Genomic DNA, 13,454 nt, shown 5'->3' on the forward strand with positions numbered 1-13,454 from the left:
TTATGTCCCTATCTTCCCAATCTGTTGCGATTGTTTATCACAGTCCTTATGGACACACGGCTAAAGTGGCAAACTTCATTGCCGAAGGCGCACAAAAAACTGGTGTCCAGGTGCATATGATGAATGTGGAACAGGTGGATTGGGAGGTGCTGGACGCTGCCGATGCAATTGTATTTGGCTGTCCGACCTATATGGGTAGTCTGACTTCTGCCATGAAGTTATTTATGGAGCAGTCGTCCAAGCGCTGGCTGGCACGTAGCTGGCAAGGCAAGCTGGCAGCAGCCTTTACCAATGGTGGTGGCTTAAGTGGGGACAAACTCGCTGTCTTGCAGCAGATCAATCTGTTTGCGATGCAACATGGCATGTTGTGGTCAGGTCTACCGTTAATGCCGACAGGTCGTTCCACTACAGATCTGAATCGCATGTCGAGCTTTCTGGGCCTCATGACCCAATCTGACAATGCGCCTGTTGAAGTGACACCACCGGAAGGGGATTTAAAAACCGCAATCTGGTTTGGTGAATATATTGCCTTGACGCTAGCGCGTCTGAATCTGAAAGCCTAATTCGATCCGTAAAAAAACCTCCATCAATTGGAGGTTTTTTTATTGCTGGCATTATTTATGGAAAATACGCGCTTTATCACGTTGCCAGTCACGGTCTTTTTCAGATGCACGTTTGTCGTGTAACTGTTTACCTTTTACTAACGCAATTTCCAGCTTGGCATGTGGGCCTTTCCAGTAACAGGCCAATGGTACACAGGAATAACCTTTCTGGTTGATCGCGCCCATGAGTTTTTCAATTTCACGGCGTTTTAGCAGCAGTTTACGGGTACGCGTCGCTTCAGGGACAACATGGGTAGATGCACTCAGTAAAGGCTGAATCTGTGCGCCGAACAGGAAGGCCTCACCATTTTTAAAGGTGATATAGCTCTCCACAATACTCATACGACCGGCACGCAGGGATTTTACTTCCCAGCCTTGCAAGGAAAGTCCAGCTTCAAATTTTTCTTCAATAAAATAATCGTGACGGGCACGTTTGTTCAGAGCAATCGTTCCGCCGTTATTTTTTTTAACTACAGTTGCTTTCGCCATAATCAGACACTTCCAAAGTTGTAGCTATTGTACCGTAACTTTTATTGAGTTGAAGTGTTTAAATTGATGGAGTTTCTTCACTAAAAAATGAAGATTTTGTTAAAATGGAAACTTACACAATAAACAGAGTACAAATGGATGACTAAAACTCGTGTAATTTATCCGGGAACTTTTGATCCGATCACCAATGGCCATATTGATTTGGTGACCCGCGCAGCAAAGATGTTTGATGAAGTTGTAGTTGCGATTGCCATCGGACATCACAAAAACCCGGTATTTAGTCTGGAAGAACGAGTTGAACTGGCCAAAACGTCATTAAGCCATTTGAACAATGTTGAATTTGTAGGATTTGATGGCCTGTTGGTGAACTTCTTCCGCGAGCAGAATGCGACAGCGGTATTGCGTGGTTTACGTGCAGTGTCTGATTTTGAGTATGAATTCCAGCTGGCCAACATGAACCGTCAACTGGATTCTCATTTTGAAGCGGTATTTTTAACCCCTTCAGAGCAATATTCTTTTATTTCATCCACATTGGTGCGTGAAATTGCTCGTTTAAGAGGTGATGTGACCAAGTTTGTTCCGCCAAACGTGGTTGAAGCCTTCGAGCGTAAACTTCAACAAGGTTGGTAGAGTGTCTTTATATATCACCGATGAATGTATCAATTGTGATGTCTGTGAGCCTGTCTGTCCGAATGAGGCAATTTTTATGGGTGACGTCATCTATGAAATTAACCCGGACTTATGTACAGAGTGCGTCGGGCATCATGATAAACCACAGTGCCAGTTATTCTGTCCTGTGGACTGTATTCCGCTTGATCCGAACCATGCCGAGACGCGTGAGGAGCTTCAGGCCAAGTATGAAAAACTGACTGTTCAAAAAACATCAAGCAATTAGTCGCCAGATTTGATACTATGCGGCTCGAAGTGAGCCAGACGATCGCTGCTGTGGAGATCTCCGTGATTGAAGCAGGGGAGGAAAGTCCGGGCTTCATAGGGCAAGGTGCCAGGTAACGCCTGGGCGGCGTGAGCCGACGGAAAGTGCAGCAGAGAGTAGACCGCCTTCATTATGGTTCTGAGCAATCGGAATCGGAGGTAAGGGTGAAAGGGTGCGGTAAGAGCGCACCGCATGACTGGTAACAGTTCATGGCATGGTAAACCCCACCGGAAGCAAGACCAAATAGGGATCCTTTAGGCATGGCCCATGCTGGATCCGGGTAGGTCGCTTGAGCGTATGAGTGATTGTACGCCTAGAGGAATGATCGTTCTCGACAGAACCCGGCTTATCGGCTCACTTCACCAAATTTTGATCAATCAGCACAATATGGGCTTGACGTTCTAAACAGAAAAACCCATAATGCGCGCACAGTTTAAGGCTATGTAGCTCAGTTGGTTAGAGCACCGCACTCATAATGCGGGGGTCACAAGTTCAAGTCTCGTCATAGCCACCATATTCTGAAAAAACCCGCTCCGATTGAGTGGGTTTTTTTATGTCTGATATTTGATGATGATGTTGGTGGAAAATCTAAAAAGCCTTACAATAGTTAAAATAAAACAAATAACAAGAATATGTATGATGATTAAAAATTTAATGCTATCAACTCTGATTTTCTTTATTGCTTTACCTGTTTTTGCTGCAGATTCAATTAAGTCACTTCCTTTTAAAGAAAAAAGTATTTCCAAAGCAGAAATACGATCAATTTGTCAGAAAATAAAACTTAGTTGTGATGAGAGTGGTGCAAAACTTTGGGTAGTTAAAATTGCTGAAGCTGAAAAATATTATTTAATTAATGAAAATTTACAAATGATTCAGCTTTCAAAACATCTTGGAAAGTATCAAATCGTTGATTATTGGGATCTAACCAGGTATCAACAGGTTTATGGGCTTGAAGAGGATAAGAGTGGTATAGAATTTATATATCCTGCCTTATACCCACTCAATCGGCATAGTTATGCTATTGCCTTAATTCATGGCTGGGTTTCAAATGATGCAGGTGAACAGAATGCACAGTTTATTCAATTACTTCCAAAAGGAAAGACAAAACTGGTCTTCGAGCATTTACCTTTTTACGAATACCAGAATCGACTTTCCTGCTACAAAGATATGAAAGATAAAAAGAATAATTATTGTGATGATCAGAAGGAGACCGTACTTAAGATCAGCTATAGAGATGTAGGATTGGCTTATTATGAATGGCGTTTAAGTTATTTGAATATAAACTGGCTTAAGAATAATAAAATCGACGAATATAAACAGCGGAGTTTGGCGTTAATCCCTTTTATTCAAGCGCAGTAAAGGCATGTAGCAGTGATCTAACATCATCCGTTTGCAACTGCTCACGCATTTTTAAAAACTGCTTTTCATCTAAGTCATAGAGCTTTAGAGAAAGTAGTTTCTTAATATCTTCTTCAGGGAAGCGATATTTAATAATTTTCGCAGGCACGCCACCTACAATCGCATAAGGTGGAACGTCTTTTGTGACGACAGCACCTGTTGCCACCACAGCACCTTCACCGAGCTTTACACCTTGCATAATCATGGCACGTGAGCCAATCCAGCAGCCATCTCCAATGACTGTATCACCTGCAGGCACAAAACTACGTGTATCGAATGGAAACGCAGAAATCCAGTCTGTTCGGTGTAACTGGTTACCACCCATCATAATCACGCATTCTGCGCCAAAACAGACGAAATTGCCGATATAAAGCTGGTCAATCGGCTTCTCTGGTGTAGCTGGCTTATCATGCAGATAACGCACCACACAACGCTCAAAACCTTGATCCCAATAGGCTGAGTAATAACTGTAATTGCCCTTAATATCAATATTTGGATTCTTCACGGTTTTGGAGATGAATTCGAACTCGCACCAATGGTTCACAGGGGAATTAATCAGTTTTTCAGCCATAACTAGGATTCAATAACAATTAATGCGTCATTATAGCGAATTGATCTTCAAGCTGGAGAACAATCCCATTCAATAACAGACCTGATTGCAGGGTTAAGTTTTACATGGTCTTAGCGGATTGAGGGATACGCGCAATGACTTTGATTTCGAAGTCAAACCCCGCTAGCCAAGTCACGCCTACAGCGGTCCAATTTGGATAGGGCTTTTGCATAAAAATCTGGTTTTTAACTTTCATAATGCTTTCAAATTGCTGTTCAGGATCGGTGTGAAAAGTCGTGACATCGACAATATCATCGAAAGTACAGCCGGCTGCTGCCAATGTAGCAGCCAGGTTTTCAAAGGCTCGTTCTACCTGTTTCTCAAAGTCAGGTTCAGGACTACCATCTTCACGGCTACCAACCTGACCAGAAACAAATAATAAATCTTCTGATTTGATCGCAGCAGAATAACCATGTTGTTCATACAAAGCATGGCGATCTTGGGGGAATATTGCAGTTCTAGTCATGATAATCCTCGCTCAATTTTAATTTATACGTATTTTAGAAAGCAGTTCAAATCTTCACATACGCTTCGTATGTAAACATAATTGACATACGAGGCGTATGTCAATTAAAATTTTTCACAATGCTGATGGAAACAACATATGTCTGTACGTGAACAAAAAATGGCGGAAACCCGCAAAAAACTCATAGAAGTCGCACGTCGTGCATTTGCTGAATACGGTTATGCGGACACTTCCATGGATAAGCTCACGGCAGAAGCGGGGCTGACCCGGGGTGCGCTATACCATCATTTTGGAGATAAGAAAGGCTTGTTTGCCGCCGTGGTCGATCAGATTGATTCAGAAATGGCTGAATATGCCGGGCAACATCTGGAGCAGCCTGATGATCTGTGGGAAGGATTAATGCTTGAAGGGCGTACCTATATCGAACATGCATTAAATGCTGAGTTTCAACGGATTGTGCTACGTGATGGTCCGGCAGTATTAGGGGACCCCGCACATTGGCCAAGTCAAAATAAATGCCTGCAGTCGACACGTGAATGTGTAGAACAGTTACTGGCTGAAAGTAGATTAAAACCAGTCGATGCACTTGCTGCAGCAGTCTTGCTCAATGGTGCAGCAATGAATGCAGCACTGTGGGTCGCTTCTAGTGAGGATCCTGCACAGGTCTTACCTCAGGCTTTACAGGCATTTGAAGCCTTGGCATCTGGCTTCTTAAAATAAAGCCGATAGAAATTTCTAGTATCAATAAAAAACCCCTCATTTGAGGGGTCTTACAGCCTAAAATATCTATTTAAAGATTAGATATATTCAACGCTTACGATTTCGTATTCAACTTCACCTTGTGGAGTTACGATTTTCACATCGTCGCCTTCGTTTTTACCCAGCAAGCCACGCGCGATCGGCGAGTTCACAGAGATCTTGTTGATCTTAAAGTCTGCTTCGTCATCGCCTACGATTTTGTAAGTTTTGCGTTCTTCAGTGTCCAGATTCTCAATAGTCACAGTGACACCAAAAACTACACGACCGTTCTGCTCCAGTTCTTTAACGTCAATCACCTGGCAAGCGCCTAGTTTACCTTCGATGTCCTGAATACGGCCTTCACAGAAACCTTGCTGCTCACGCGCAGCATGATATTCCGCATTTTCTTTTAAATCCCCATGCTCACGTGCCTCTGCAATCGCTGCAGTAATACGTGGACGATCCACAGTTTTCAGTTGGTGTAATTCTTTCTCTAAGGCAAGTTTGCCTTCGGGAGTCATAGGATAACGTTGCATAGTTGTCCCTCAGTAATAAAAATGAAAGTCTATAAATGAAAAAAAGCCCGCCACCGAGAAGGTGACGGGACTTCTCAGTAACGAATTAACCTACTGTTAAATCTTGCAAACGATATACATCCATTGGCAATTTAATTGCTAAAGCTTGGCATACAGCATCAGCACCATTCAGGGTAGTGGTATGGTATACCTTACCTTGAAGCGCAGAGCGACGGATCGAGAATGAATCCTGCTGAGCTTGTTTACCTTCAGTGGTATTGATAATGAGGTGAATTTCACCATTTTTCAAGCGGTCTACAATGTTTGGACGGCCTTCGGTTACTTTATTTACACGTTCACATTCAATACCTGCAGCTTTAATTACATCGTATGTGCCGCCAGTCGCAAGAATCTTGAAGCCGAAGTCAGCAAGCTGCTTCGCAATACCTACCGCACGTGGTTTATCAGAATCACGTACAGAGATGAATGCATGTTTCACTTCGCCTTCAGTTGGCAGACCTGGTAAACGATCGTTAGAGCCTAAAACAGCTTTGTAGAACGCTTCACCAAATATTTTACCAACACCCATCACTTCGCCTGTAGATTTCATTTCAGGGCCAAGGATCGGGTCAACACCAGGGAACTTGTTGAATGGGAATACTGCTTCTTTCACAGAGAAGTGAGCAGGGATAATCTCTTTGGTAAAGCCTTGAGACTCAAGAGATTGGCCAGCCATACAACGTGCAGCCACTTTTGCTAAAGATTCACCGATACATTTAGAAACGAACGGGACTGTACGTGATGCACGAGGGTTCACTTCCAGAATGTAAACGTCGTTACCTTTAACAGCAAACTGTACGTTCATCAAGCCCACAACGCCAAGCTCTTTAGCCATAGCGATGGTTTGACGACGCATTTCGTTTTGCACGTCTTCAGACAATGAATATGGAGGAATCGAACATGCAGAGTCACCAGAGTGAATACCGGCTTGTTCAATGTGCTGCATAATACCGCCGATCACCACGTCTTTACCGTCAGATACGCAGTCCACGTCAACTTCAATCGCATCATCAAGGAAGTGATCCAGAAGAACAGGCGCTTCATTCGATGCTTGTACAGCATCACGTAAGTAGCGTTTTAATTCTTCGTCGTTATACACGATTTCCATCGCGCGACCACCGAGTACGTATGAAGGACGTACAACCAGTGGATAACCCACTTTAGCTGCTTCTGCCATACCTTCTTCAGCAGATTTTACGATGCTGTTATTTGGTTGACGAAGTTGCAGACGTTGAATCATTTGTTGGAAACGTTCACGGTCTTCTGCACGGTCAATCGCATCTGGAGATGTACCGATAATTGGCGCACCAGCTTCTTCCAAAGCACGAGCCAGTTTCAGTGGAGTCTGACCGCCGTACTGAACGATAATACCTTTCGGCTTTTCAGTACGTACGATTTCAAGAACGTCTTCAAGTGTAATCGGTTCGAAGTACAGACGATCAGACGTGTCATAGTCAGTTGAAACCGTTTCAGGGTTACAGTTCACCATGATGGTTTCATAACCGTCATCACGCATTGCCAGGGCAGCATGTACACAGCAGTAATCGAATTCGATACCTTGACCAATACGGTTAGGACCGCCACCAATCACCATGATTTTGTCACGGTTAGACGGATTAGATTCACACTCTTCATCGTAAGTTGAGTACATGTACGCTGTATCAGATTCAAACTCTGCTGCACATGTATCCACACGTTTGTAGACTGGAGTGACGCCCAGGTTCCAACGGTGCTTACGGAATTGTTTTTGTGAAATACCCATCAGGTTGGCAATACGATGGTCAGATAAACCTTTACGTTTAAATGAACGGATATTGTCAGCGTTCAGATCACCAAAACCTAAAGATTTGATTTGTTCTTCAGTTTTAACGATGTCTTCGATCTGGATCAGGAACCAGCGGTCAATATTGGTTGCCGCAAATACTTCATCAAGCGTGAAACCGTGACGGAATGCATCAGCCACATACCAGATACGTTCTGGACCTGGAACTTTAAGTTCTTGAAGAATCTTTTCGCGCGCACCTTCAGTACCCACTTCGATTTTTTCATCAAAACCAGTTGCACCAACTTCAAGACCGCGAAGTGCTTTGTTCACAGACTCCTGGAAGTTACGACCAATCGCCATAACTTCACCTACAGATTTCATCTGTGTAGTTAGTGTCGCATCAGCTTGCGGGAATTTTTCGAAGTTGAAACGTGGAATCTTGGTAACAACGTAGTCAATTGCTGGTTCGAACGATGCTGGAGTTGTACCGCCAGTGATGTCGTTTTTCAGCTCATCAAGGGTATAACCAACAGCCAGTTTCGCTGCGATTTTCGCAATCGGGAAACCAGTCGCTTTAGATGCCAGTGCAGATGAACGCGATACACGTGGGTTCATCTCGATGATTACCATACGACCATCTTTCGGGTTAATACCGAACTGAACGTTAGAACCACCCGTTTCAACACCGATTTCACGAAGAACTGCTAAAGATGCATTACGCATCAACTGGTATTCTTTATCAGTCAGTGTTTGTGCAGGCGCAACAGTGATCGAGTCACCGGTGTGTACGCCCATTGGGTCAAAGTTTTCGATCGCACATACAATGATACAGTTGTCGTTTTTGTCACGAACAACTTCCATCTCGTACTCTTTCCAGCCAATCAATGATTCATCGATCAATAATTGGTGAGTAGGAGAGAGGTCGAAACCGCGTTCACAGATTTCCAGGAATTCTTCACGGTTGTAAGCAATACCACCGCCTGAACCACCCATCGTAAATGATGGACGGATAATCACAGGGAAACCGAAGCGCGCTTGAATCTCAAGTGCTTCTTCCATAGATTCAGCAATAGCCGCTTTTGGACATTCCAGACCAATTTTACGCATTGCTTCGTCAAACAGTTTACGGTCTTCTGCTTTTTCGATCGCTTCTTTGGTCGCGCCGATCAGTTCAACGTTGTATTTTTCAAGAATACCGTTGGCATCCAGTGCAAGGGCACAGTTCAGTGCAGTCTGGCCACCCATCGTTGGAAGCACAGCATCTGGACGTTCTTTTTCAATAATTGCTGCAACAGTCTGCCAGGTAATCGGTTCGATATACGTCGCATCTGCCATTGCAGGGTCGGTCATAATGGTCGCTGGGTTAGAGTTCACCAGAATAACGCGGTAGCCTTCTTCACGAAGCGCTTTACATGCTTGAGCACCTGAGTAGTCAAACTCACATGCTTGACCGATGACGATCGGACCAGCACCAATGATCAAGATGCTTTTAATGTCAGTACGTTTAGCCATGATGCTTCCTTAATTACTTCTTAGATGCTTCGATAAGTTCGATGAAATGATCGAACAATGGTGCGCAGTCATGTGGACCAGGGCTTGCTTCAGGGTGACCCTGGAAGCTGAACGCAGGTTTGTCTGTACGATGGATACCTTGGTTTGTACCATCAAACAGTGAGCGATGAGTCACACGCAATACCGCAGGCAAGGTGCTTTCATCCACTGCGAAGCCGTGGTTTTGAGAAGTAATCATCACTGTACCAGTTTCGATGTTCTGTACAGGATGGTTAGCGCCATGGTGACCGTGCGGCATTTTTACCGTTTTAGCACCCGATGCAAGAGCAAGAATCTGGTGACCTAAGCAGATACCAAATACTGGAATTTCAGTTGTTTCAACAATTGTTTTTACAGCTTCAATTGCGTAGTCACATGCAGCTGGATCGCCAGGACCATTTGACAGGAATACGCCATCTGGATTTAACGCAAGTACTTTTTCAGCAGGAGTTTGTGCAGGCACCACAGTCAATTTACAGCCGCGGTCTGCGAGCATACGCAAGATGTTGGTTTTGACACCGTAGTCGTATGCAACCACATGGAATTTAAGTTCAGGTTGAGTAAAGCCTTTGCCAAGTGCCCATGAGCCTTCAGTCCATTCGAAACCGGTCGGATCACAGCATTCTTTCGCAAGGTCTAAACCACTTAAACCACCGAATGCACGTGCTTTTTCGACTGCTTCTTCTTCAGTGATGTTTTTACCCGCAAGGATACAACCGTTTTGTGCACCTTTATCACGCAAAATTCGAGTTAATCGTCGCGTGTCGATGTCAGCAATGGCAACTACATTGTGCTGTTTTAAATAATCACCGAGTGATTGATTCGCACGGAAGTTACTATGTAGTAAAGGAAGGTCACGGATAATTAAACCGTTTGCCCATACTTTATGAATACGACCTGATTCAGCGTCTTCTTCGTTGCAACCTGTGTTACCGATATGTGGGTAAGTTAGCGTTACAAGCTGCTGTGCATAACTAGGATCAGTCAAAATTTCTTGATAGCCAGTCATGGCAGTGTTGAAAACGACTTCACCAGTCGTACAACCCGATGCGCCAATTGAAGTACCTTTAAAGATAGTTCCGTCGGCAAGGGCTAAAATTGCTGGGGTGCTCAAACCAAAGCTCCTGAAATTTAGGCTGTAAAAAAGCGAGTAGACGAAAAAAAAGGAAGGTTAATTTTTAAACCTACCCTCCTATGTCTGCTCGCTTGAACTTAACACGGCATTATACGCAGAACCACCCCCTAAGTCCAATAGCTTTACAGCAAAAGTATGAGATAAATGGCTTGCTTTTTGCTTGAAAGTCTGTTTTACGAACAACGTAAAAAAATGTAAGCAATTAAGAATTGTCTAACAAATCAAATCTTAATTTTTATCAAAACTACTAATATGGATGAGTCGTAATATAACTATAGGAATAAGACACATGACTACAGCAGCGAAATCTTCCCAATCCAAGAAAAAGATCAATACCGTGGTTTCAGAAACGACTGAACAGCTTGAAAAAGTAGCAGCTGAAGCCAAAGAACAGGTGGTGGAAACCATCGAAGAAAGCAAAGAGAAACTTGAAGTCGAAGCGAAACAGCTGGGTGATACTGTGCAGGAGCAGTTACGTCAGTTGAAACAGGATCTGTTGCAACGGATCGATACTTTGAAAGAGCAGTTATTTGGTTCGCAAAAAGAACTGACTGAATTAACCAGCTTTATCAAAACCGAATTTACTGCAGTCATTGAAGACTTATCCAATATGGGTAAGGAACTGAAAGAAGATGTCAGCCAGATCTCGACCAAACATAAAGAGCATCTGACTGGTACATTCAAGCGCTCAAAAGACAGTACCATTGAAGTTCTAAAAAAGGTCAAACCCATGGTAAAAGCTGAAAGTTCAGAAAAAAGCCCTGAGCTGAAGAGTTAAGGGAAGACGCTGACTTAAATTGCATGAAAGGAGAACTGGATACGTTCTCCTTTGTCTTTTTGAGGCAAAACGGACTCACAATAATAATGAAAGGGGGTCACGATGCAGCAGCATTATTTTGTAGGTGTACTTTGTTTACTGACGCTGATTATGATGCTTAATCTGGAAAGTTGGTTGATGCGTGCACTTTATCTCGGTGTGATGATGTTATGTCTGGGATTCTTTGGACTAACTTTTGGAACGATTATCCTGATCATCTTCACGTTAACTGTAATTTTTTATGCCGCGGTAAAATCAGTGCAGGACAATTACCGCTTACATCACTAAAATGTCGAAAACAATTAAAATGAACTCTTAGTCTATCAGCTTAAATAACGTTTAAATCATTATCAAAATAGCCAGCCCTAAGTGTTGAGAGCAGGCTAATTATTTCAATTTAATATTGACCTGAATCTACGTAGAGAAAATACAGAAAAATATTTTCTTCAAGCTATAACAGCGAACTTTGAGCGGATGAGCCGGAAAAGCCCATAAAAAAACGTGAGACTTTAATGCTCACGTTTTTTAATATCTTTGTTATCCAGCAAATGCTTTTAATCTGCATTAAAAGACATGCAGCCAATCCCGTTTATTGTGGAAGTCTGCTTCTGGGCTGCTGTGCTGCATCGCGTAGTACTGGTCACCTTGTGAGGTTTTTAATACTGCTGTCAGACCAATAAACAGGTCTGCCCATTTAAGTTTATGCTCAACCATAAACTCGGTCAGATCCAGACTGACATTCAGACCATAATGGGTACGTTTAAGCTGATTCAGTTCGATATCGTATGCAGCAGGTGGCGGCATATCTTCCGGATAGCGATATTCCTCAAACTGATAGGCTTGCCAAGCCTGAGAAGGAGAGAGATTGATTTCACGATAATAATCTTCACCCTGAACCCCGATAAAGATTTCAAAGCAGGTCTGTTCCCACAAAAAATTACGACGGGGATGTGCAGTAACCATTTCTGGCCACAGCACGTACTGGTTGGGATCGCGCAACCAAAATCCGACATTCAAGCTGCATGGATTTTGCTGTTCGATGGCACCGACCAATGAGATTGCCTGAAAACGGCGATCAAATGCGCTGAGTTCGTAACTGGCCATAAATCCTGTACTTAGTTAGAAAGATGGGCAAAACGGACAAGATTGGATAACTTCTGGTTTTGCTTTGGAGCTTTCTTGTAAAGCAGCGCAATTTTACCAATAGTTTGTACCACTTCAGCACCTGTAGTTTCTGAAAGTTCAGCAATGAGTGCTGCACGTGCTTCACGGTCTTCAGCCACAACTTTTACTTTAATGAGTTCGTGATCATTAAGGGCACGATTTAGCTCTTCAACTACAGATTCAGTTAAGCCTTTGTCACCAAGCATTACAACCGGGTTTAATGCATGTCCAATTTGACGTAAACGCTTACGTTCCTGAATAGATAAAGACGCCATGAGAGATAACCTGATTTTTAAAACGGCTTAGTATAGCAAAAGCGAAAAACAAACGCTGTAAATTCTCAGGAAATAATCACTTGTTAATAATCGGGAATCACACCGGAATACTCAGATTTAGATACACATGTATACTGCAAAAAATGTGTTTTTCCCGTACAATGAATCATTAGAAGTTTTTTTTATTTAGAGAGTTATGGCAACACGCATTACCAACCAAAAGTTATCTAAAAGTAGTCGTGCGTGGATGAGAGAGCATCTTGATGACTTTTATGTGAAAAAAGCACAAAAAGAAGGTTATCGTGCCCGTGCTGCGTACAAGTTGCTAGAAATTCAGGAAAAATACGGCATTATCAAACCCGGCATGACGGTAGTGGACTTGGGTGCTGCCCCAGGAAGCTGGTCCCAGATTGCCGGAAAACTGGTCGGTGATAAAGGTCTGGTGATTGCATCAGACATCTTGGAAATGGATGCGCTACCTGATGTGACTTTCTTGCAGGGCGATTTCCGTGAACAAGAAGTATTCGATAAATTGTTAAATATTTTAAACGGACGCACAGTAGACGTTGTAATTTCAGATATGGCCCCCAATACATCAGGTAATAGAGCTGTAGATCAACCACGTCAGATTTATTTATGTGAACTTGCTCTGGATTTTGCCAACAAGGTACTCGGTCCGAAAGGACAGTTTGTAGTGAAAGTATTCCAGGGTTCAGGTTTTGATGAATTTCGTAAAGAAGTCGTCAACAGTTTTGATGTATTGAAGACGATTAAACCTGCTGCATCACGTGCCCGTTCGAAAGAAGTGTTTTTGGTCGGACAGGGACGCAAGAAGGCTTTGAAATAAAGTTTACTTGCCAACACGTTAAAAATTGTGCATTTTGTAGGTTTTTACATTATTGCAAATTGATTTGCAGCTTATTGATTAAGGTCAC

The 13,454-nt window shown here is 43.1% G+C and carries 16 protein-coding genes, 1 tRNA gene and 1 other RNA gene; 10 read left to right on the top strand and 8 right to left on the bottom strand.

Features of this window, described 5'->3' with window-relative positions:
* The first annotated feature begins 2 nt into the window (after positions 1-2).
* Positions 3-563 (top strand): flavodoxin family protein, encoded by a 561-nt coding sequence (locus FTV25_RS02850; protein WP_180002111.1) that lies wholly within the window; start codon positions 3-5, stop codon positions 561-563.
* A 51-nt stretch (positions 564-614) separates the two neighbouring features.
* Here FTV25_RS02850 and smpB read toward each other — a convergent pair whose 3' ends face one another.
* On the bottom strand, positions 615-1,091 hold the full coding sequence (gene smpB, locus FTV25_RS02855) for an SsrA-binding protein SmpB (RefSeq protein ID WP_004784822.1): 477 nt from the start codon (positions 1,089-1,091) through the stop codon (positions 615-617).
* A gap of 138 nt (positions 1,092-1,229) precedes the next feature.
* Here smpB and coaD point away from each other — a divergent pair, with 138 nt between their 5' ends.
* The 5 genes from coaD to FTV25_RS02880 all read left to right on the top strand — a co-directional run bounded on the left by coaD (position 1,230) and on the right by FTV25_RS02880 (position 3,384).
* On the top strand, positions 1,230-1,721 hold the full coding sequence (coaD, locus tag FTV25_RS02860) for a pantetheine-phosphate adenylyltransferase (protein WP_180002110.1): 492 nt from the start codon (positions 1,230-1,232) through the stop codon (positions 1,719-1,721).
* A gap of 1 nt (position 1,722) precedes the next feature.
* Positions 1,723-1,986 (top strand): YfhL family 4Fe-4S dicluster ferredoxin, encoded by a 264-nt coding sequence (locus tag FTV25_RS02865; RefSeq protein ID WP_180002109.1) that lies wholly within the window; start codon positions 1,723-1,725, stop codon positions 1,984-1,986.
* Positions 1,987-2,012: 26 nt separating this feature from the next.
* An RNA gene (gene rnpB, locus FTV25_RS02870) (RNase P RNA component class A) lies at positions 2,013-2,390 on the top strand.
* A gap of 72 nt (positions 2,391-2,462) precedes the next feature.
* A tRNA-Met gene (locus FTV25_RS02875) sits at positions 2,463-2,539 on the top strand.
* A 53-nt stretch (positions 2,540-2,592) separates the two neighbouring features.
* Entirely contained in the window at positions 2,593-3,384 is a 792-nt protein-coding gene (locus FTV25_RS02880; RefSeq protein ID WP_257218901.1) for a hypothetical protein, read from the top strand.
* Here FTV25_RS02880 and FTV25_RS02885 read toward each other — a convergent pair.
* Positions 3,368-3,994 (bottom strand): CatB-related O-acetyltransferase, encoded by a 627-nt coding sequence (locus FTV25_RS02885; RefSeq protein WP_180002108.1) that lies wholly within the window; start codon positions 3,992-3,994, stop codon positions 3,368-3,370. The genes FTV25_RS02880 and FTV25_RS02885 overlap by 17 nt on opposite strands.
* A gap of 100 nt (positions 3,995-4,094) precedes the next feature.
* Complete coding sequence (locus FTV25_RS02890) at positions 4,095-4,499, bottom strand: RidA family protein (protein WP_180002107.1); 405 nt, start codon at positions 4,497-4,499, stop codon at positions 4,095-4,097.
* Positions 4,500-4,637: 138 nt separating this feature from the next.
* On the opposite strand from FTV25_RS02890, the gene FTV25_RS02895 reads away from it, so the two are divergent.
* Positions 4,638-5,219: a TetR/AcrR family transcriptional regulator gene (locus FTV25_RS02895; RefSeq protein WP_180002106.1), complete on the top strand. Its 582-nt coding sequence runs from the start codon at positions 4,638-4,640 to the stop codon at positions 5,217-5,219.
* A 77-nt stretch (positions 5,220-5,296) separates the two neighbouring features.
* On the opposite strand, the gene greA is transcribed toward FTV25_RS02895, so the two are convergent.
* From greA to carA, 3 genes are all read right to left on the bottom strand, one after another.
* Positions 5,297-5,773: a transcription elongation factor GreA gene (gene greA / locus FTV25_RS02900; protein WP_005236827.1), complete on the bottom strand. Its 477-nt coding sequence runs from the start codon at positions 5,771-5,773 to the stop codon at positions 5,297-5,299.
* A gap of 85 nt (positions 5,774-5,858) precedes the next feature.
* On the bottom strand, positions 5,859-9,089 hold the full coding sequence (gene carB / locus FTV25_RS02905) for a carbamoyl-phosphate synthase large subunit (protein WP_180002105.1): 3,231 nt from the start codon (positions 9,087-9,089) through the stop codon (positions 5,859-5,861).
* Positions 9,090-9,102: 13 nt separating this feature from the next.
* Positions 9,103-10,242, bottom strand: a complete 1,140-nt coding sequence (carA, locus tag FTV25_RS02910; RefSeq protein ID WP_180002104.1) for a glutamine-hydrolyzing carbamoyl-phosphate synthase small subunit — start codon at positions 10,240-10,242, stop codon at positions 9,103-9,105.
* Positions 10,243-10,552: 310 nt separating this feature from the next.
* Here carA and FTV25_RS02915 point away from each other — a divergent pair, with 310 nt between their 5' ends.
* Together FTV25_RS02915 and FTV25_RS02920 are read left to right on the top strand one after the other, a co-directional pair.
* The gene (locus FTV25_RS02915) at positions 10,553-11,041 is read left to right on the top strand and encodes a hypothetical protein (RefSeq protein WP_004784804.1); all 489 of its coding nucleotides are present in this window, start codon (positions 10,553-10,555) and stop codon (positions 11,039-11,041) included.
* A 102-nt stretch (positions 11,042-11,143) separates the two neighbouring features.
* The gene (locus tag FTV25_RS02920; RefSeq protein ID WP_159123475.1) at positions 11,144-11,368 is read left to right on the top strand and encodes a hypothetical protein; all 225 of its coding nucleotides are present in this window, start codon (positions 11,144-11,146) and stop codon (positions 11,366-11,368) included.
* A gap of 276 nt (positions 11,369-11,644) precedes the next feature.
* Here FTV25_RS02920 and FTV25_RS02925 read toward each other — a convergent pair whose 3' ends face one another.
* Both FTV25_RS02925 and yhbY read right to left on the bottom strand, forming a co-directional pair.
* Positions 11,645-12,184, bottom strand: coding sequence for a DOMON-like domain-containing protein (locus tag FTV25_RS02925; RefSeq protein WP_180002103.1), 540 nt, complete (start codon positions 12,182-12,184; stop codon positions 11,645-11,647).
* Between the two features lie 11 nt (positions 12,185-12,195).
* Positions 12,196-12,519 carry a ribosome assembly RNA-binding protein YhbY gene (yhbY, locus tag FTV25_RS02930; RefSeq protein ID WP_004784797.1) on the bottom strand — a complete coding sequence of 108 codons (324 nt, stop codon included), beginning with the start codon at positions 12,517-12,519 and terminating at the stop codon, positions 12,196-12,198.
* A gap of 196 nt (positions 12,520-12,715) precedes the next feature.
* Between yhbY and rlmE the strand changes: the two genes are divergently transcribed.
* Positions 12,716-13,366, top strand: coding sequence for a 23S rRNA (uridine(2552)-2'-O)-methyltransferase RlmE (gene rlmE, locus FTV25_RS02935; protein WP_004784794.1), 651 nt, complete (start codon positions 12,716-12,718; stop codon positions 13,364-13,366).
* Positions 13,367-13,454 lie beyond the last annotated feature (88 nt).

Origin of the sequence: Acinetobacter sp. YH12249, from assembly GCF_013417475.1 — a bacterium.
In the GTDB taxonomy this organism is placed as follows: Bacteria; Pseudomonadota; Gammaproteobacteria; order Pseudomonadales; family Moraxellaceae; genus Acinetobacter.

Coding starts and splice junctions, on each gene's coding strand:
- FTV25_RS02850 (WP_180002111.1), top strand. CDS start 3: ATGTCCCTATCTTCCCAATCTGTTGCGATTGTTTATCACAGTCCTTAT.
- smpB (WP_004784822.1), bottom strand. CDS start 1,091: ATGGCGAAAGCAACTGTAGTTAAAAAAAATAACGGCGGAACGATTGCT.
- coaD (WP_180002110.1), top strand. CDS start 1,230: ATGACTAAAACTCGTGTAATTTATCCGGGAACTTTTGATCCGATCACC.
- FTV25_RS02880 (WP_257218901.1), top strand. CDS start 2,593: ATGATGATGTTGGTGGAAAATCTAAAAAGCCTTACAATAGTTAAAATA.
- FTV25_RS02885 (WP_180002108.1), bottom strand. CDS start 3,994: ATGGCTGAAAAACTGATTAATTCCCCTGTGAACCATTGGTGCGAGTTC.
- FTV25_RS02890 (WP_180002107.1), bottom strand. CDS start 4,499: ATGACTAGAACTGCAATATTCCCCCAAGATCGCCATGCTTTGTATGAA.
- FTV25_RS02895 (WP_180002106.1), top strand. CDS start 4,638: ATGTCTGTACGTGAACAAAAAATGGCGGAAACCCGCAAAAAACTCATA.
- greA (WP_005236827.1), bottom strand. CDS start 5,773: ATGCAACGTTATCCTATGACTCCCGAAGGCAAACTTGCCTTAGAGAAA.
- carB (WP_180002105.1), bottom strand. CDS start 9,089: ATGGCTAAACGTACTGACATTAAAAGCATCTTGATCATTGGTGCTGGT.
- FTV25_RS02915 (WP_004784804.1), top strand. CDS start 10,553: ATGACTACAGCAGCGAAATCTTCCCAATCCAAGAAAAAGATCAATACC.
- FTV25_RS02920 (WP_159123475.1), top strand. CDS start 11,144: ATGCAGCAGCATTATTTTGTAGGTGTACTTTGTTTACTGACGCTGATT.
- FTV25_RS02925 (WP_180002103.1), bottom strand. CDS start 12,184: ATGGCCAGTTACGAACTCAGCGCATTTGATCGCCGTTTTCAGGCAATC.
- yhbY (WP_004784797.1), bottom strand. CDS start 12,519: ATGGCGTCTTTATCTATTCAGGAACGTAAGCGTTTACGTCAAATTGGA.
- rlmE (WP_004784794.1), top strand. CDS start 12,716: ATGGCAACACGCATTACCAACCAAAAGTTATCTAAAAGTAGTCGTGCG.